This is a genomic window from Roseateles sp. P2_H4 (assembly GCF_056403315.1).
In genome coordinates, this window is record NZ_JBFUFR010000013.1 from 1 (window position 1) to 19,342 (window position 19,342).

Annotated in this window: 12 protein-coding genes; 7 read left to right on the forward strand and 5 right to left on the reverse strand. The window is 67.5% G+C overall.

The window, feature by feature from the left end; all coding sequences use genetic code 11:
- The 3 genes from AC1DW3_RS11575 to AC1DW3_RS11585 all read left to right on the forward strand — a co-directional run.
- On the forward strand, positions 1–1,544 hold a 1,544-nt coding region (locus tag AC1DW3_RS11575; protein ID WP_477931457.1), incomplete at its 5' end, for an alpha-amylase family glycosyl hydrolase.
- A 2-nt stretch (positions 1,545–1,546) separates the two neighbouring features.
- Positions 1,547–3,133 (forward strand): alpha-amylase family glycosyl hydrolase, encoded by a 1,587-nt coding sequence (locus AC1DW3_RS11580; protein ID WP_477931458.1) that lies wholly within the window; start codon positions 1,547–1,549, stop codon positions 3,131–3,133.
- Positions 3,130–4,959, forward strand: coding sequence for a glycoside hydrolase family 13 protein (locus AC1DW3_RS11585; RefSeq protein WP_477931459.1), 1,830 nt, complete (start codon positions 3,130–3,132; stop codon positions 4,957–4,959). The genes AC1DW3_RS11580 and AC1DW3_RS11585 overlap by 4 nt, the downstream gene beginning before the upstream one ends.
- 52 nt (positions 4,960–5,011) lie before the next feature.
- Here the strand turns inward: AC1DW3_RS11585 and AC1DW3_RS11590 are convergent, their stop codons facing one another.
- The 5 genes from AC1DW3_RS11590 to AC1DW3_RS11610 all read right to left on the reverse strand — a co-directional run bounded on the left by AC1DW3_RS11590 (position 5,012) and on the right by AC1DW3_RS11610 (position 14,224).
- Complete coding sequence (locus AC1DW3_RS11590) at positions 5,012–5,683, reverse strand: PEP-CTERM sorting domain-containing protein (protein ID WP_477931460.1); 672 nt, start codon at positions 5,681–5,683, stop codon at positions 5,012–5,014.
- Positions 5,684–5,846: 163 nt separating this feature from the next.
- Positions 5,847–7,355 carry a 4-alpha-glucanotransferase gene (malQ, locus tag AC1DW3_RS11595; protein WP_477931461.1) on the reverse strand — a complete coding sequence of 503 codons (1,509 nt, stop codon included), beginning with the start codon at positions 7,353–7,355 and terminating at the stop codon, positions 5,847–5,849.
- Positions 7,352–9,430 carry a glycogen debranching protein GlgX gene (gene glgX, locus AC1DW3_RS11600; RefSeq protein WP_477931462.1) on the reverse strand — a complete coding sequence of 693 codons (2,079 nt, stop codon included), beginning with the start codon at positions 9,428–9,430 and terminating at the stop codon, positions 7,352–7,354. Before glgX ends, malQ begins: the two co-directional genes overlap by 4 nt.
- Before the next feature lie 157 nt (positions 9,431–9,587).
- Positions 9,588–11,765: a 1,4-alpha-glucan branching protein GlgB gene (glgB, locus tag AC1DW3_RS11605; RefSeq protein WP_477931463.1), complete on the reverse strand. Its 2,178-nt coding sequence runs from the start codon at positions 11,763–11,765 to the stop codon at positions 9,588–9,590.
- 2 nt (positions 11,766–11,767) lie between these two features.
- Positions 11,768–14,224 (reverse strand): glycogen/starch/alpha-glucan phosphorylase, encoded by a 2,457-nt coding sequence (locus AC1DW3_RS11610; protein WP_477931464.1) that lies wholly within the window; start codon positions 14,222–14,224, stop codon positions 11,768–11,770.
- A gap of 360 nt (positions 14,225–14,584) precedes the next feature.
- Between AC1DW3_RS11610 and AC1DW3_RS11615 the strand changes: the two genes are divergently transcribed.
- The 4 genes from AC1DW3_RS11615 to malG are packed head-to-tail and all read left to right on the forward strand — an operon-like array spanning position 14,585 to position 19,339.
- Complete coding sequence (locus AC1DW3_RS11615; protein WP_477931465.1) at positions 14,585–15,706, forward strand: ABC transporter ATP-binding protein; 1,122 nt, start codon at positions 14,585–14,587, stop codon at positions 15,704–15,706.
- Entirely contained in the window at positions 15,703–16,872 is a 1,170-nt protein-coding gene (gene malE, locus AC1DW3_RS11620) for a maltose/maltodextrin ABC transporter substrate-binding protein MalE (protein WP_477931466.1), read from the forward strand. The genes AC1DW3_RS11615 and malE overlap by 4 nt, the downstream gene beginning before the upstream one ends.
- On the forward strand, positions 16,869–18,449 hold the full coding sequence (gene malF, locus AC1DW3_RS11625; protein ID WP_477931467.1) for a maltose ABC transporter permease MalF: 1,581 nt from the start codon (positions 16,869–16,871) through the stop codon (positions 18,447–18,449). Before malE ends, malF begins: the two co-directional genes overlap by 4 nt.
- On the forward strand, positions 18,449–19,339 hold the full coding sequence (malG, locus tag AC1DW3_RS11630; protein ID WP_477931468.1) for a maltose ABC transporter permease MalG: 891 nt from the start codon (positions 18,449–18,451) through the stop codon (positions 19,337–19,339). Before malF ends, malG begins: the two co-directional genes overlap by 1 nt.
- The last annotated feature ends 3 nt before the right edge of the window (positions 19,340–19,342 follow it).

Below are 19,342 nucleotides of genomic sequence, written 5' to 3' on the forward strand. Positions count from 1 at the left end.
CTGCTCCAGCGCCCGCACCGGCGCCCGCTCCGCTGCCGGCGCCCGACGTCAGCACCGTCGCCGCGGCCGATCCCGGCAGCGCCCTGCCCGAAGGCTGGCAGCGCGGCGCCTTCATGCAGATCTTCGTGCGCAGCTACCAGGACAGCGACGGCGACGGCATCGGTGACCTGCGCGGCCTGATCAGCCGCCTGGACTATCTGAAGGACCTCGGCGTCGGCGGCATCTGGCTGATGCCCGTCACCAAGAGCCAGGACGGCGACCATGGCTATGCCGTCAGTGACTACCGCGACATCGAGCCGGCCTACGGCAAGCTGGCCGACCTGGACGAGTTGATCAAGCAGGCCCATGCGCGCGGCATCGGCGTCATCGTCGACTACGTGATGAACCACAGCGCCGGCCAGCACCCGCTGTTCGTCAACGCCAGCAACTCAGCCACCAACCCCTGGCGCGACTGGTATGTCTGGCAGAACCCGGCCCCAACCGGCTGGAGCATCTACGGCGGCAACCCCTGGCGCAGCACGGCCAACGGTGCCTACTACGCACCCTTCTGGGACCAGATGCCCGACTTCAACCTGCTGAAGACCGAGGTCGTCGACTTCCACAAGAACGCGCTGCGCTTCTGGCTGAACCGCGGTGTCGATGGCTTTCGCTTCGACGCCGTCGGCAACCTCGTCGAGAACGGGCCCAGCGCCTGGGAAGATCAGCCGCGCAGCTACACGCTGATGAACGAGATGCGTGTGCTGCTGAACGGCTACTCGCGCCGCCACATGGTCTGCGAGGGCCCGGCCGACCCCCAGGGCTTTGGCGCGCCCGCGGCCTGCGGCGGCGCCTTCGCCTTCGACCTGCAGAACGCGCTGATGGGCTCGGCCCGCGGCCAGGCATCTGCGGTCACCAACCTGGCGAACTACTTCAAGACGGCCACCCCGGGCATGGCGCCCATGCTGTCCAACCACGACAGCTTTGCCGGCCTGCGCGCGGCCGACCAGCTGGGCGCCAACCTCGCCCAGCTCAAGCTGGCGGCCAGCGCCTATCTGCTGCTGCCCGGCACGCCCTTCATCTACTACGGCGAAGAGATCGGCATGCGCGGCGCCGCCTCGCTGAGCGGCGACGCGGCCATCCGCACGCCGATGAGCTGGTCCACGGCCGCCAATGCGGGTTTCTCGACCGCAGCGCCTTACCGCGCCCTGGCCGCCAACGCGGCCAGCAACAACGTCGCCGCCCAGCAGGCCGACCCCGACTCCCTGCTCAACCACTACCGCGCCCTGCTCGACCTGCGCAAGTCCCTGCCCGCGCTGCGCGATGGCGGCTACACCAACGCCAGCGCCGTCGACACGGTGCTGACGTATCAACGCCGCAGTGCTGGCCAGACGGTCGTGGTTGCGATCAACTTCGGCAGCAGCACGGCCCAGGCCAGCAGCGCCGACCTGCCGGCCAGCGCCGCGCTGCAGGGCAGGCTCGGCGCGGCCGACACCAYGGCCGACGCCACCGGCACCGTCCGCATCGCCATGCCCGCGCAAAGCCTGCGCGTCTACGTCGTTCGCTGAACATGCAAATCAGAACCCTCATCGGCACCGCCCTCGCCACTGCACTGGCCCTGCCTGCAGCGGCACAGATCGACACGACACCCGTGCCTGCCCGGCCGCAGGCGAGCACCCTGCCCGCCGACTGGCAGCACGGTGTCTTCATGGAAGTCTTCGTGCGCGGCTACCAGGACAGCAACGGCGACGGCATCGGCGACCTGCGCGGGCTCACGCGCCGGCTGGACTATCTGAAGAAGCTCGGCGTCAGCGGCCTGTGGCTGATGCCCATCACCGCCAGCTCCGACCACGACCACGGCTATGCGACGACCGACTACCGCGACATCGAACCGCAATACGGCACGCTGGCCGACTTTGACGAGCTGATCCGCGAGGCGCACAAGCGCGGCATCGGCATCGTGATGGACTACGTCATCAACCACGCGTCCTGGCAGTTCCCGCCCTTCCAGCAGGCCGTGGCCGACCGCGACAGCCCCTGGCGCAGCTGGTTCGTCTGGAACACGAATCCCGGCCCCGGCTGGGACATCTGGGGCAAATATCCCTGGTACGACGCGGCCGCCAAGCCCTGGACCTGGACCGGCGAATGGAAGGACATGCCGGCCATCACGCCCGGCTCGCCCGACATCTTCTTCGGCACCTTCGGGCCCCACATGCCCGACTTCAACCTGCGCAACCCCGCCGTCGTGCAGTACCACGAGGACTCGCTGCGCTTCTGGCTCAACCGCGGCCTGGACGGCTACCGCCTGGACGCGGTGCCTCACCTGATCGAGAACAACGCCAAGGACTGGAACGACCAGCCCGAGAGCCGCGTGCTGACCAAGAACTTCCAGGACCTCATCAAGCGCTACCCCGGCCGCTACGTCGTCTGCGAGGCCACAGCCGAGCCCATCGCCTACGGCAACCCCGACCTCTGCGGCGGCGCCTTCGCCTTCAACCAGAACTACGAAATCATCAAGGCCGCCAAGGGCGAGGTTGCGGCGGTGCAGAAGGTCGCCGACTACTACCGCAGCATGTCGCCGACGATGGCGACCTTTCTGCACAACCACGACATCTTCACCGGCCAGCGCGTCTGGGATCAGCTGCATGGCGACGAGGCCCGCTACCGCCTCGCGGCCGCGAGCTATCTGCTGCTGCCCGGCACGCCCTTCGTCTACTACGGCGAGGAAATCGGCCAGGCCGGCATCGACGGCAAGGGCGACGATCCGCTGCGCTCGCCGATGAGCTGGACAGCCGCGGGAGGCTTCACGACGAGCAGCCAGCCCTTCCGCCCACTGGCCCTGAACCGCAGCGCCCATAACGCCGAAAGCCAGCAGCTCGACGCGGGCTCCCTGTTCAACTTCTACCGCGAGCTGATCGCGCTGCGCCGCGCGTCGCCGGCATTGACATCGGGCCGCTACGAGTCCGACCGCGTCGACGGCGCCGTCTGGAGCTTCCAGCGCGTGCAGGGCAAGGAGCGCGTCCTCGTCGCCATCAACTACGGCGACACATCGGCCACCATCGAACTGCCGGCGCGTGCCCGGGCGCTCCATCCCAAGGGCGGCGGCGCCACGCTGCCGCCGCTGTCCGTGCGCGTCTATCGACTGCAAGCGCCATGAAAGCCCTGATCACCCTAGCTACTGCCCTGCTGATGAGTCTGAACACGATGGCCGCCGGCCTGCAGCATGTCGAACCGCCCAACTGGTGGGTCGGCATGCGCGACACCTCCCTGCAACTGATGCTGCATGGCAGCGGCATTGCCGGCGCCCAGCCGACGCTGGCGCCCTACCCCGGTGTGATGCTGAAAGGCAGCCACCGCGCCACCAGCGCCAACTACCTCTTCATCGACCTCGACGTGAGCCCCGACGCCAAGCCGGGCGAACTGGTGCTGGACGTCGCCGGCACGACGCTGCGCTACCCGCTGCTGGCCCGCGCGCCGGGCTCGGCGCAGCGCCAGGGCTTCGGCCCCAGGGACGCCATCTATCTCGTCGTGCCGGACCGCTTCGCCCAGGGCGGCAGCGGCAAGCCCGCCGACATGAAGGAAGGCATCCACCGCGACGACCCCGGCGGCCGCCACGGTGGCGACCTGGCCGGCATGCGCCAGCACCTGGGCTACATCGCCGGCCTGGGCTTCACCCAGGTCTGGCCGACGCCCCTGGTCGAGAACAACAGCGCCAGGTACAGCTATCACGGCTATGCGGCGACGGACTTCTTTCGTGTAGATCCGCGCTTCGGCAGCAATGACGACTTCGGCGCCTTCGCCAACGAGGCTCGGGCCCTGGGCGTCGGCGTCATCCAGGACATCGTGCTCAACCACATCGGTGGCGGGCACTGGTGGATGACCGACCTGCCGGCGCCGGACTGGGTCAACCAGTGGCCTGCGGGCTACACCGAGACTCATCACGCGCGCATGACGCTGCAGGACCCCTACGCCTCGCCCAGCGACCGCCTGCGCTTCACCGATGGTTGGTTCGTGCCCGGCATGCCCGACCTCAACCAGCGCCGCCCCGAGCTGGCCACCTATCTGACGCAGATGACGCTGTGGTGGATTGAGCGCTACGGCCTGTCGGGCATCCGCACCGACACCTACTCCTACTCCGACCGCGACTTCCTGACCCGCTGGTCGGCCCGCGTCATGCAGGAGTACCCGCGCCTGAACATCGTCGGCGAGGAATGGAGCCCGCACCCGGCCGTCGTGTCCTACTGGCAGCGCGGCAAGAAGAACCATGACGGCTATGTGTCGTACGCGCCCAGCCTGATGGACTTCCCGCTGCAGGGCAATCTGCTGGCCGCGCTGACCGAGGACGACGGCGCCCACACCGGCCTGACCAAGCTCTACGAGGGCCTGGCGCATGACTTCGTCTACCCCGACCCGGCCAACCTCGTGCTGTTCGACGGCAACCACGACACGCCGCGCATCTTCTCGCTGCTGAAGAACGATGTCGGCCTGACCAAGATTGCGCTGGCCTACCTCGCGACGACGCGCCGCATTCCGCAGCTCTTCTACGGCAGCGAACTGCTGATGCGAAGCCCGGTGGAGCGCGACGACGGCCGCGTGCGCGCCGACATGCCCGGCGGCTGGCCCGGCGACAAGGTCAACGCCTTCACCGGCGCCGGCCTGACCGCCGAGCAGCGCGACATGCAGGACTGGACGCGCCGCTTGTTCAACTGGCGCAAGGCCGCGCCGGTCGTCCACGATGGCGCCCTGATGCAGTACGCGCCGCTGGAGGGCTGCTATGTGTTCTTCCGCTACGGCGGTGGCCGCACCGTCATGGTCGCGTTGAACAAGGGGACCAAGCCGGTCGAGCTCGTGCTGTCGCGCTTCAGCGAGCGTGCGGCCAGCGGCGACCGCGCCCGCGATGTGCTCAGCGGCCGGGATTTCCCACTCGGCGCCACGCTGTCCGTGCCGGCGCGCAGCCCCCTGATCCTGGAAATCTCGCGCTGAACAAAAAAGGGCTCCTTGCGGAGCCCTTGTCTGTTGCCGAGGCAATCGCCAATCAGTACTGGCGACGGCGGCGTGCCAGCAGGCCGACAACGCCCAGACCGGCGAGCAGCAGCGCATAGGTTTCGGGTTCAGGCACGGCCTGGGCCGTGAACTCGAACTTCAGCTTGTTCTGCGGCTGGCCGGTGATGGCAGCAAAGCTGCCGGCACCTGCATTCGCCGTCAGCACCAGGGTGCCGCCAGTGACGCTCAAGCTGTTGACGGTGCCGATCGGTGCCGAGGCCGAGCCGGCAAACCAGCCCGAGTTCGCGCTCGTCGGGTTCTGCGTCAGCGCCGCCACGGGAATGACGACGGGGGGGTTGGCACCGACGGTCAGCGTTGCACCGGCAGCCATGTTGGTCGAGGCGGCAGGGCCGGCTTCGAAGTAGGTCACATTGCCCACGCTGCCGGTCAGGGCGCCGCTCAGCGTGTAACCCGGGTTGGCGGTGAGCGTGAAGCTCGGCAGCACGAAGGTCGCCGTCACGGCACCACCGGCAAAGGACTGAACCTGCACGGCGCCTTGCAGACTCCACTCGAAGCTGCCCGACGACCAGTCCGTGATCCAGCCGAATCCGGCGGTGGTTTCGTCGTAGGTGACGGAATAGGAACCGGCGTTGAGCGTGGTGGTCGCCGAAGCGAGGCCGGAAACCAGCAGGGCTGCTGCGGCGGCGATCGTCTTGATTTGCATGATTGAACTTCCCCTGAAAAACGACCGGGAGCGTGTGCTCCGTGAAAACCCGGCAATGCTAGTCAAGGTAACCGGAAGAAATTCAATCCACCCCGCAGAAATGATGATCCTAGGGGGGCGAAAACGCCCCCCGATTCGCGGGGAGAGGCCGGGGAATAAACGCTCAGGGCAGGCGCAACAACTCGAAAGGCCCACGGCCGGACGCCGCGGTGATGAGGCCCAGCACGCGCGCCGGCTCGCTGCCCAGCATGCCCCAGTGGAAGCGCCAGCCCCAGTTGCCGCCCAGCACGCCGGGCACATTCATGCGGTGGGCGCTGCCCAGGCCGAGCACGTCCTGCAGCGGGTAGACGGCCATATTGGCCACCGAGTTGGCGCAGGCGCGGATCATGGCCCAGTGCACGTCGTGTTCATTGCAGGGAAGGTAGGAGCCCGCGAACGCGCGTTCACGCGGCTTGGCCTGGTCCCACCAGCCGCGCACGGTGTCGTTGTCATGGGTGCCGGTGTAGGCCACCGACGTGGTGGGCCACATATGCGGCAGGAACTCGTGATCGCCCTCGGCGCCGAAGGCGAACTGCAGGATCTTCATGCCGGGGAAGCCGCAGCCGTCGCGCAGCTCGTGCACGTCGTCGGTGATGAAGCCCAGGTCTTCGGCCACGATGGGCAGCGGGCCCAGGGCCTTCTTGATGGCGTCGAACAGCGCCATGCCGGGGCCGGTCAGCCACTGGCCCTGCTTGGCGTCGGGGCTGCTGGCGGGGATCTCGTAATAGCCGGCGAAGCCACGGAAATGGTCGATGCGGAAGACGTCGGCCTGGCTCAGCGCACGCTGGATGCGTGCCGTCCACCAGGCGTAGTCCTCCTCGGCCATCTTGTCCCAGCGGTAGAGCGGGTTGCCCCAACGCTGGCCCAGCGGCCCCAGGTCATCCGGTGGCACGCCGGCGACGACGGTGGTCTGGAAGTCCTTGTCGAGGTAGTAGAGGTCGGGGCGCGACCAGCAATCGGCGCTGTCGTGGGCCACGAAGATGGGCAGGTCGCCCATGAGGTGGACGCCGCGCTCGTTGGCATAGGCCTTGAGCGCCTGGATCTGCACGTCGAACTGCCACTGCACGAACTGCCAGAAGGCGATCTCGTCGGCGTATTCCTTGCGAGCCGCCGCCAGTGCCGCGGGCTCGCGCTTCTTGAGGCCTTCGCTCCATTCCCACCAGGGTTGGCCGTTCAGCGGTGAGCGGATGGCCATGAAGAGGACGTAGTCGTCCAGCCAGCTCTGCGCTTCCAGGCACCACTTGGCGAAGGCGATGCGGTCGGCGTCGGCCGCATTGGCGAAAAAGCCCTTGGCCGCGGCGCGCAGCTGCTGCTCGCGCCAGGGCGTGACAGAGCCGTAGTCGACCAGCGCGCCGTTGAACGCCGGCACCTGGGGTTGAGCCAGCCAGCCCTTGGCGATCAGCGGCTCCAGCGCCACCATCCACTGGCTGCCGGCAAAGGCCGACACGCCCTGGTAGGGGCTGTCGCCGGGGCCGATGGGCGTCGTCGGCAGCAGCTGCCAGACGCTCTGGCCGGCGGACTGCAGCCAGTCGACGAAGCGGTAGGCATCGGGGCCGAAGTCGCCCATGCCATGCGGGCCGGGCAGCGAGGTGATGTGCAGCAGCACACCGGAGGAGCGTTGGTTCAGGTTCATTGGTGCCTCAGCACAAGAAGAGATCGGGCCGGCACATTGAGCGGCTGGCCGGGAAGAACGAGGGGCGCGGCCGATTCGCCGCTGCTGTCCAGCACCAGCTGCCAGGGCCCGTTGCAGAGCAGGAAGGGCAAGGGCGCCGGGTCGGGGTTGAAGACGATCATCAGCCGCGGCGCGGCGGCATCGGCCTCGCGCAACTGGGCCCCGAAGGCGCGCTGGCCGGCGTCGTGCCAGTCATGCGGCGTCATCTCGTGGCCGCTGGGCGCATACCAGGCGATGCTGCACTCGCCAGGACCACTGGCAAACCAGCGCGAGTGGCGCAGCAGCGGCTCGGCGGCGCGCAGGGCCAGCAGCTCGGCGACCAGCTCGGTGGTGCGGCCTTCGGCCTGGTCCCAGTTCAGCCACGTGATGGCGTTGTCCTGGCAATAGGCGTTGTTGTTGCCGCCCTGGCCGTTGCCGATCTCGTCGCCCGCGCACAGCATGGGCGTGCCTTGCGCCAGCAGCAACGTGGCCAGCAGCGCGCGGCGCACGCGCTCGCGGGTGGCGTTGATGGCGGCGTCCTCGGTCGGCCCCTCGGCGCCGAAGTTCGCGCAGAGCTCGCCGTCGCGGCCGTCACGGTTCTCTTCGCCGTTGGCGTGGTTGTGCTTGGTCGAATAGCTCGTCAGGTCGGCCAGCGTGAAGCCGTCGTGCACGGCGACGAAATTGACCGAGGCGGTGGGGAGTCGCTGGCCGTGGTGGAAGACATCGCTGGACGCCATGAAGCGCCGCGCCAGCTCGCCACGACCCACGCCCGGGCCAGCGCCCAGCCAGTAGCCGCGCACGGCGTCGCGGAACTTATCGTTCCACTCCAGGAAGCGGCCCGGAAAGCGGCCGACCTGGTAGCCGTCGTAGGCCGCATCCCAGGGCTCGGCGATCAGGTGCACGCCGGCCAGCACCGGGTCCTGGCGCAGCGCGGTGAAGAAAGCGGCATTGGCGTCGTAGCCGTGATTCGTGCGGCCCAGCACGGGCGCGAGGTCGAAGCGGAAGCCATCGACGCCCATCTCGGCCACCCAGTAGCGCAGCGAGTCCAGCACGAACTGGGTCACGCGCGGGTGGGCGCAGTTGACCGTGTTGCCGCAACCGGTCAGGTTCTCGTTGCGGCTCCTGTCGTCGGCCACCAGCCGGTACCAGGTCTTGTTGTCCAGGCCGCGGAAAGACAGCGTCGGGCCGAACTCGTTGCCCTCGGGCGTGTGGTTGTAGACGACGTCCAGCACCACCTCCAGGCCGGCTTCGTGCAAGGCGCTCACCATCTGGCGGAACTCGGCCGTCACGGCGGTCGGGTCGTGGCGATGGGCGGCATGCGCCCAGCGCGGGTCGGGGCAGAAGAATCCCAGCGTGTTGTAGCCCCAGTAGTTGTGCAGGCCGCGCTCGGCGAGGTGTGGCTCGTCGATGCAGTAGTGCACCGGCAGCAGCGACAGCGTCGTGATGCCCAGCCGCTTGAAGTGGGCGATGGAGACGGGGTGGGCCAGGCCGGCATAGCTGCCGCGCAGGTCTTCGGGCACGCCGGGCAGCAGCTTGGAGAAGCCCTTGACGTGGACCTCGTAGAGCACGACGTCGGCCGCAGCGCGACGCGGCCGGTGGGCGCGTGCGTGAGCGACGGGCGGAGGCGCGACGCGGCCTTTCAGCGCCTGCGTCGCGTTGTCGCGCACATCCAGCGAGCGCGGACCGTCCGGGTGGCCCAGCTCGTAGCCATGGTGCTCGGCGCGCCAGCCGAAGTGGCCGATGATTTCTCTGGCCCAGGGATCCAGCAGCAGCTTGTGCGGATTGAAACGGTGGCCCTGCTCCGGCACATAGGGGCCATGGGCACGCAAGCCGTAGACCAGGCCAGGGCCGACGCCGGGCAGGAAGCCGTGGAAGACGCCGTCATGCGGGCCATCCAGCGTGTAGCGGCGCAGCTCGCGCTGGCCTTCGCCGTCGAAGACGCAGAGCTCGATGCGCGTCGCGTTGTCGCTGGCGACGGCGAAGTTGACGCCGCCATCGCGGGCAAGCGAACCCAGCGGCTCGTGCCAGCCGGGTTGGAGGTCGGGTAGGTGGGCCATCAGCTATCCCTGCATTGCGGGCCGAGCGCCGGGCCGCTCCCAAGCCGGCCCGCCCTGGCGATGTGCGTGCGACTCGAAGTTGCACGCATCGCCGTCCCCTCGGGGGACCGACTGGGCTCGCTCGCGTGCAGCGACGCGAGGCCGGGCGAGGGGCACGTCATATCGGAACGAAGAAGAGCGTGGCCAGCGGCGGCAGGTTGATCGTGATGGACAGGCGTCGGCCATGCGCCGGCAGCGCCTGCACCGGCAGGCCGGCGGCGGCGACGCCGTTGCCCATATTGCTGCCGCCGTAATAGGCCGAATCGGTGTTGAGCGCCTCGCGCCAGGCGGTCACGCCGTCGGGCACGCCCAGCGAGTAACCCTCGCGCGGCACCGGCGTCATATTGCAGACGACGATGACCATGCGGCCGGTGCCGTCACGGCGCGCCCAGGCATAGATGGAATGCTCGGCGTCGTGGGCGCTGATCCACTCGAAGCCGCCCTGCTCGCAGTCCAGCCGGTGCAAGGCGGAGTGCTCGCGGTAGAGCTTGTTGAGGTCGCGCACCAGGCGCTGCACGCCGGCGTGGCGGTCGTCTTCCAGCAGGCCCCAGGGCAGGCTCTCGGCGTGGTTCCACTCCTGGCGCTGGGCAAATTCCTGGCCCATGAAGAGCAGCTTCTTGCCCGGGTGGCCCCACATGAAGCCGTAGTAGGCGCGCAGGTTGGCGAACTTCTGCCAGTCGTCGCCCGGCATCTTGGCCAGCATGGAGCCCTTGCCGTGCACGACCTCGTCGTGCGAGATGGGCAGCATGAAGTTCTCGCTGAACGCATAGATCAGGCCGAAGGTCATCTTGTCGTGATGCCAGCGGCGGTTGATCGGGTCCTCGGCCATATAGCGCAAGGTGTCGTTCATCCAGCCCATATTCCACTTGTAGTGGAAGCCCAGGCCGCCCGTGTAGGTGGGCGCCGAGACACCGGGAAAGCTGGTGCTCTCCTCGGCGACCGAGATGGCACCCTCGATCTCGCCGACATGCTCGTTCATCTCGCGCAGCATGGAGATGGCTTCGAGGTTCTCGCGGCCACCGCGGATGTTGGGAATCCATTCGCCGGCCGGCCGCGAGTAGTCGCGGTAGAGCATGCTGGCGACGGCGTCCACGCGCAGGCCGTCCACGCCCCAGCGCTCTATCCAGTAGGTGGCGCTGCCGACCAGGAACTCGCGCACCTCGGTGCGGGCGAAGTTGTAGATCAGCGTGTTCCAGTCGCGGTGGAAGCCTTCCTTGGGGTCCGCATATTCGTAGATGCGCGTGCCGTCGAACTCGGCCAGGCCGTGGGCGTCGGCGGGGAAGTGGGCCGGCACCCAGTCCAGCAGCAGGCCCAGGCCCTGCTCATGGCAAGCCTTGACGAAGCGCGCGAAGCCTTCGGGCGGGCCGAAGCGGGCGCTGGGCGCGTACATGCCCAGCGTCTGGTAGCCCCAGGAGCCGTCGAAGGGATGCTCGGTGATGGGCATCAGCTGCACATGCGTGAAGCCCATGTCGGCCACATAGGCGGGCAGCTGCTCGGCGAGTTCGTCCCAGGTCGGGAACTCTCCGGACACGCCGCGGCGCCAGGAAGCGGCATGCACCTCGTAGACGCTGATGGCCGACTCGCGCCGGTTCGCGCGCTCGCGCTGGCGCGGCAGCGGCGTGGGTTCAGGCAGGGCCGCGACGATGCTGGCCGTCTCGGGCCGCAGTTGGGCGCGGCGAGCATAGGGGTCGGCCTTCAGCGGCAGCAGCGCGCCATTGCCGTTGACGATCTCGAACTTGTAGAGATCGCCTTCGATGGCGTGGGGCACGAAGATCTCCCACACGCCGGCCTGGTGGCGCAGCCGCATGGGGTGGCGTCGCCCGTCCCAGTTGTTGAAGTTGCCGACGACGCTGACGCGCCGCGCGTTCGGCGCCCAGACGGCGAAGCGCACGCCGCCGACGTCGCCATACTGCACGACGTGCGCGCCCAGGCTCAGCCAGGGCCGGAAGTTGCGCCCCTCGGCGAAGGCCTTCAGCTCCTCGTCGCCGAGCTGGGGGTAGAAGTTGTAGGGGTCGGCATAGACGCCCTCCCCGCCGCCGGTCCAGCGCACGGCCAGCCGGTAGTCGAAGCGATGTTTGCGCCGCGGCACCTGGGCCTCGAAGAAGCCGCCGCGGCGCTGCTCGAGGTCGACGATGTGCTTCTTGCTGCCGGCATCCAGCAGCGCGACTTCGTCAGCGCCAGGCAGCAGCACGCGCACCCACAGCCGGCCGTTGTCATCCGCGTGCAGGCCGAGCCGGCCGAAGGGATCGGCATGGCGGCCCGCCAGCAGGGAATCAACGTCGGCGTCAGTGAGCATCGTCAGCTGTTCAAACTCTTCACGGACCAGACACGGTCCACGTACTCGTTGATCGTGCGATCGGACGAGAACGGGCCCATGCCGGCGATATTGCGCAAGGCGCGTTCAGCCCAGGCGGCACGGTCGGCAAACAGCGCATCGACCTTGGCCTGGGTGGCGACGTAATCGGCGAAATCGGCCATCAGCAGGTAGACGTCGCGGTGCAACAGGCTGTCCACGAGGCCGCGGTAGCGCTCGGTATCGCCGTTACTGAAGACGCCCGCCGCGATGGCATCGATGACGCGCTTGAGCTGGCGATTCTCTTCGACATACAGGCGCGGGTCGTAGCCCAGCTGCTTGATCTTGGCGACGGCATCGGCGCGCAGGCCGAACACGAACATGTTTTCCACGCCCATGGCCTCGGCCATCTCGATGTTGGCGCCGTCCCAGGTGCCGATGGTGACCGCGCCGTTCATGCCGAACTTCATGTTGCCGGTGCCCGAGGCCTCGGTGCCGGCCGTCGAGATCTGCTCGGACAGGTCGGCCGCCGGGATGATGCTTTCGGCCAGCGTGACGCTGTAGTTGGGCAGGAAGACGAGCTTGAGCTTGTCGCCCACGCGCGGGTCGCTGTTGATGACGCGGGCGACGTCGTGCGCCAGGCGCACGATGCTCTTGGCCATCTGGTAGGCCGAAGCGGCCTTGCCGGCAATGATGACGGTGCGCGGCACCCAGTTGGCGTCGGGGTTGTCGCGAATGGCCTGGTAGCGGCTGATGACGTGCAGCAGGTTGAGCAGCTGGCGCTTGTACTCGTGGATGCGCTTGATCTGGATGTCGAACAGGCTGTCGACATTGACCGAGATGCCCAGCTCACGGCGGATGACGGCGGCCAGGCTCTCCTTGTTGGCGCGCTTGACGACGAGGAACTCCTCGCCGAGTTCGCGGTCGGCAGCCAGGGCCTTGAGCTCACCCAGCTCGGCCAGGTTCTTGCGCCAGCCTTCGCCGATGCGGCTGTCCAGCAGCGCGGACAGGGCCGGGTTGGCCTGCTGCAGCCAGCGCCGCGGCGTGACGCCATTGGTGACGTTGTGGAAGCGCTCGGGCCAGATGCGGGCGTAGTCGGCAAAGATGGTCTGCACCATCAGCTCGGAGTGCAGCGCGGCCACGCCGTTGACGCGGTGCGACGCGACCAGCGCCAGGGCCGCCATGCGCACGCGGCGCTCGCTGCCGTGGCTGCCTTCATCGATGAGGGACACGCCCGCGGCGAAGGCGTGATCGCCGGGAAAGCGCGCCTGCACTTCTTCAAGGAAGCGATGGTTGATCTCGTAAATGATCTCGAGATGACGCGGCAGCAGGTTCTCGAACATGCGCACGGGCCAGGTCTCCAGCGCCTCGGGCATCAGCGTGTGGTTGGTGTAGGCCACCGCCTGGCGCGTGATCTTCCAGGCCTCGTCCCAGCCCAGGCCATGCTCGTCCAGCAGCAGTCGCATCAGCTCGGCAGGCGCCAGCGCCGGATGCGTGTCGTTGAGATGGATGGCGTTGGTCTTGCCGAGGTTGTGCAAGGAGCCGAACTCGCGCAGATGGCGGGCGATCAGATCCTGCAGCGAGGCGCTGACGAGGAAGGCTTCCTGCTTCAGGCGCAGCTCGCGGCCCTGCTCGGTGCTGTCGTCGGGGTAGAGCACCCAGTTCAACGCATCGGCCAGCACCTGGTGGCGGGCGGCGCGTGCGTAGTCGCCCTCGCAGAAGGGCTTGAAGGCGATGGGCGCGGCCGTGGCCTGCCACTGGCGCAGCGTCGAGACGCGGTCGCTGTGGTGGGCGGGCACGACGAAGTCGAAGGCCTGGGCCTCGATGCTGTCGGCCGGCATCCAGCGGCGCACGCCGGAGGCGTCGGCCTCGACGCGGCCACCGAAGCCGACATGGAAGCGCACGTCATGGCGCGGCAGCTCCCAGGCGGGCGAATCGCGCGTCCAGTCGTCGGGCTGCTCCAGCTGGCGGCCCTGGCTGATGACCTGGGCAAAGGTGCCATAACGGTAGCGCAGGCCGTAGCCGAAGGACGGCAGCTCCAGCTCGGCGAAGCTGTCCAGGAAGCAGGCCGCCAGGCGACCCAGGCCGCCATTGCCCAGCGCCGCATCGGGCTCGCGCTCCAGCACGTCACCCAGGGCCACGCCCTGTTCGGCCAGCTTGGCTTCCAGAGGCTCGGTCAGCTTCAGGGCGGCGAGCGCATTGGACAGCGCGCGGCCCATCAGGAATTCCATCGACAGATAGTGCACACGGCGCACGGGCGCCTTGTCGCCGCGCTGGGCATCGTCGGCTTGCGTCTTGGCCCAGCGGCGCGCCAGCGTCTCACGGCAGGCGATGGCTGCGGCATGCAGGGCCGCCTGGGGCGTGGCGCCATGGCTGGATTGGGACAGCTCACGCTCGTAGGCGGTCTCGAAGGCGGCGCGCAGCGCCTTGTCTTCGGCAGAGAGGGCGGACGGCTTCTTCATCGCGGTGGAGGCCTTGGGGCTGGGCTTGCGTTGAACGGGAAGGCGGGTTGGGGTGTTCATCAGTGCCGACCCCCAGCGACGGGGGCAAGAATGCTACTCGAAGGGCAGCGCTGGATGAAGTATCGGACAGCTCCGACCCGTTGTGTAGTTTGACTACATCGGGAAAACCCGCGACGTTTTGCAAACCGTTGATCCATAAGGGTTTCATGAAGATTCAACCGGGAAGTCGCTGTTGTTGCCGCGACGCCGCAAATGTATATTGTCTACAAAGACGGCCAAACAAGAGAAATTTAGCCGTCTCCCGACGAGACAAGCCGGCGCAGTTCGACGACAGGACCCCCGGCGACTGAAAGGTTAGAAGTGGCAGACGTTCGACTGACCGGCGTGGAGAAGGCCTATGGCGACATCCGCATCCTTCACGGCATCGACCTGGAGATCCGCGACGGCGAGTTCATGGTCTTCGTCGGCCCCTCGGGCTGTGGCAAGTCCACGCTGCTGCGCTCCATCGCCGGCCTGGAAGAGATCACCGGCGGCGAACTGACCATCGGCGGGCGCGTCGTCAACGACGTGCCACCCAGCGAGCGCGGCATCGCCATGGTGTTCCAGTCGTATGCGCTCTACCCGCATATGAATCTGTTCGACAACATGGCCTTCGGCTTGAAGCTGGCCAAGGTGCCCAAGGCCGAGATCGAGACCGCCGTGCGCAACGCGGCCAAGATCCTGCATATAGAACACCTGCTGGACCGCAAGCCCAAGGACCTCTCCGGCGGCCAACGCCAGCGCGTCGCCATCGGCCGCGCCATCGTGCGCAAGCCCGAGGTCTTTTTGTTCGACGAGCCGCTGTCCAACCTGGATGCAGCCCTGCGCGTGCGCATGCGCTACGAGTTCGCCAAGCTGCACGAGGACCTCAAGACCACGATGATCTATGTGACCCACGACCAGGTGGAGGCCATGACGCTGGCCGACCGCATCGTCGTGCTGTCGGCCGGCAAGGTCGAGCAGGTCGGGTCGCCGCTGGAGTTGTACGAGCACCCGCGCAACCTGTTCGTGGCCGGCTTCATCGGCAGCCCCAAGATGAACTTCATCGCCGGCGAGTTGGTCGCCATCGAGGCCGGCCATGTGGATGTGAAGCTGGACGGCAGCGGCGTGGTGCTGCAGGCCAAGGTCGACGGCAACGCCGCCAAGGTAGGCGACAAGGTCACCCTGGGCGTGCGGCCCGAGCACATCCGCCAGGGCGGCGAAGGCAATCTGCTGCAGAGCACGGTGGCATTCGTCGAGTCGCTGGGCGGCATCACCTTTGCCTACTGCCCCTACCCCGGCCTGGAAGAGYCGCTGACCTGCCAGTTCGAGGGCCGCAACGGCTGCGACCGCCTGCGCAACGGCCAGGCCCTGGACCTGCACCTGCCGGCCGAGGCCCTCTATGTGTTCGACGCCAATGGCCTCGCCCTGCGCCGCCTGGCCGCGCCGGAGCTGTACGCATGAAGTGGCTCCCCCTCGTGGCCGCACTCGCTGCAGCGCCGGCCTTGGCCGAGAGCCCGAAGCTGCTCGTCTGGATCAACGGCGACAAGGCCTATGGCGGCCTGCAGACCGTCGGCAATGCCTTCGAGAAGGTCTCGGGCGTCAAGGTCGTCGTCGAGCATCCGGTCGACCCCACCGACAAGTTCCAGCAGGCCGCCGGTGCCGGCAAGGGCCCGGACATCTTCTGCTGGCCGCACGACCGCGTCGGCGAATGGGCCAAGGCCGGCCTGCTGACATCACTGCGCCCCTCTGCCAAGCTCAAGGCCGAGTCCGAGGAGACAGCCTGGCAAGCGCTGAGCTACCGCGGCCGCATCTGGGGCTACCCCATCGCCATCGAGACCACCGGCCTCATCTACAACAAGGCCCTGGTGCCCACGCCGCCCGCCACCTGGGACGAACTGATCGCGCTGGACAAGAAGCTGCAGGCCAGCGGCAAGCATGCCGTGCTGTGGGACTACAACAAGAGCTTCTTCAGCTGGCCCATGATTGCCGGCGCCGGCGGCGTCATCTTCGGCCGCGATGCCCAGGGCGACTTCGATCCGAAGAAGGTCGACGTCAACAACGAAGGCGCGCTCGCCGGTGCGCAGATGATCGAGCGCCTCATCAAGGACGGCCACATGCCCAAGGGCGCGCGCTACTCCGAGATGGAAGCGGCCTTCGCGCGCGGCGAGGTGGCCATGATGATCTCCGGCCCCTGGGCCTGGGACAACGCCAGGAAGGCCAAGATCGACATCGGCGTGGCGCCCATTCCCGCCGTCGTCGCCGGCAAGCCCAGCAAGAGCTTCGTCGGCGTGCTGGGCTGCATGATCTCGGCGCCCAGCAAGAACAAGGACATCGCCAAGGAGTTCATCGAGAACCACCTGATGCGCCCCGAGGCCCTGAAGATCCTGGACGCCAACGTGCCCATCGGTGTGCCGGCCAACAAGGCCTTCTATGCCGAGCTGTCGGTGAATCCGCTGATCGCGGCGAGCATGACCAACGCCCGCAACGGCGCGCCGATTCCCAACATCCCCGAGGTGGGCCGCTTCTGGACCGCGATGGACGCGGCGCTGGAAGCCATCACCAACGGACTGCAATCACCGAAGGACGCGCTCGACGGCGCCGCCGCACGGATGCTGCTGAACAAATGAACGCTGCCACCTCCACCCTGGGCCAGGGCAGCTACACGACGCTGCCGCCCACGCTGACCGAGAAGCTCGCCAAGTGGCTGCACTGGCCGCTGGCTGTGGCTGCCATCGTGGCCGCGCTGTATCTCGTCTTTGTCGTCTACACCACCGGCCAGGCCGCCTGGGCCGCGGGCCTGCTCGTGCTGTTCACGGCCGGCTTCTATGTCTACCTGAGCCGTGGCGGCTTTGCCTGGCGCTATCTCTTCCCCGGCATCGCCGGCATGCTGGTCTTCATCGCCTTTCCGCTCGTCTACACGGCGCAGATAGGCTTCACCAACTACTCCAGCACCCATCTGCTCAGCGAAAGCCGCGTGCGCGAGTATTTGCTGGAGCAGCACGACGCCGTCGAGGACCAGGTGCTGGCCTACAGCCTGCATGCCAGCGGCGCCGAGTACCGCCTGGTGTTGCGCACCGATGGCGAGGCCGCGCCGCGTTGGGTGTCGCCACCGCTGGCGCTGCGTGCGGGCAAGGAGCTGCGCGTTGACGTCGCCACATCGGACGCTGCAACGACGCCGACCGACGCCGCCCTGCCCTTGCCCGATTTGATCAAGCATCGCGACGCGCTCTCCAAGCTCGTGCTGGTGATGCCCGACAAGACCGAGCTGCACTACCTCGGCCTGCGCGAGTTCGGCCCCGTCAAGCCGCAGTGGACGGCCAATGCGGATGGCAGCCTCACGCGCACCGCCGACAACACCGCCTTCAAGCCCAACCGCGACACCGGCTTCTTCGAGGCCACCTCGGGCGAGGTGCTGCAGCCCGGCTTCAAGGCCTTCATCGGCGTGGCGAACTACGCGCGCATGCTGTTCGACGCCGAGTTCCGCGGACCCTTCCTGTCCATCTTCACGTGGACGGTGCTGTTCTCGGCGCTGACAGTGTTCTTCGCTACGGCCATCGGCATGCTGTTCGCGGTGATGCTGAACTGGGAGGGCATGAAGTACCGAACCACCTACCGCACCCTGCTCTTCCTGCCGTATGCGGTGCCGGGCTTCATCTCCATCCTCGTCTTCAAGGGCCTGTTCAACCAGAACTTCGGCGAGATCAACGCCATCCTGAACGCGCTGTTCGGCGTCAAGCCGGCCTGGTTCGCCGACCCGCTGCTGGCCAAGACCATGCTGGTCATCGTCAACGTCTGGCTGGGGTACCCCTATGTGATGATCCTGTGCTCGGGGCTGCTGAAGGCGATTCCCGCCGACCTGTACGAGGCCTCAGCCCTCGCCGGCGCTTCTCCGGCGACCAACTTCTTCAAGATCACCGCGCCGCTCATCATCAAGCCGCTGGCGCCGCTGCTGGTCAGCGCCTTCGCCTTCAACTTCAACAACTTCGTGCTGATCGCGCTGCTGACCGATGGCCGGCCGGACTTCCTGTCCACCAAGCTGCCCGCGGGCCAGACCGACATCCTCGTCAGCTACACCTACCGCATCGCCTTCCGCGACTCGGGCTCGGACTTCGGCCTGGCCGCGGCGATCTCGACGCTGATCTTCTTCCTGGTCGCGGCGCTGTCGCTGATCAACCTGCGGCTCTCCGCAAAGGCGCAAAAGTAATGGCCATCGTCCTCGGCAAACAAGCCCGCTGGCGCACCTTCAGCGCCCACGCGGTGATGTGGATCTTCATCGCGATCACGCTGTTCCCGCTGCTCGCGGTCGTGTCCATCTCGCTGCGGCCCGGCAACTTCGCCACCGGCAGCCTGATCCCGACGGAGATCAGCCTGGAGCACTGGAAGCTGGCCCTGGGCATCCCCTACCAGGCCGCCGACGGCAGCCTGGTGCAGCCGCCCTTCCCGGTGCTGACCTGGCTGTGGAACTCCATCAAGATCGCCACCGCCTCGGCCTTCCTCATCGTCGCCATCTCGACGACCGCGGCCTATGCCTTTGCGCGGCTGAAGTTCAGCTTCAGCAAGCCGGTGCTCAACGGCATGCTGCTGCTGCAGATGTTCCCGCCGGTGCTGGCCCTGGTGGCCATCTTCGCCATCTTCGAAACCATCGGCACCTATGTACCGGCCCTGGGCGTCGAGACGCATGCCGGCCTGGTGCTGGCCTATCTCGGCGGCATTGCCACGCATGTCTGGACCATCAAGGGCTACTTCGAGACCATCCCGGTCGAGATCGAGGAGAACGCCAAGGTCGACGGCGCCACGCACTGGCAGGCCTTCTCGCGCGTGCTGCTGCCCATGGCCGTGCCCATCCTGATGGTGGTCTTCGTGCTGGCCTTCATCGGCACCATCATCGAGTACCCGGTGGCCTCCATCCTGCTGCGTGAAGAGGGCAATCTGACGCTGGCCGTCGGTTCCAAATATTTCCTGCACGACCAGCGCTTTCTGTGGGGCGACTTCGCGGCCGCGGCCGTGCTGTCGGGCCTGCCCATCACGCTGGTCTTCCTGCTCGCTCAGCGCTGGATCGTGTCCGGCCTGACCGCTGGCGGCGTCAAAGGCTGAGGT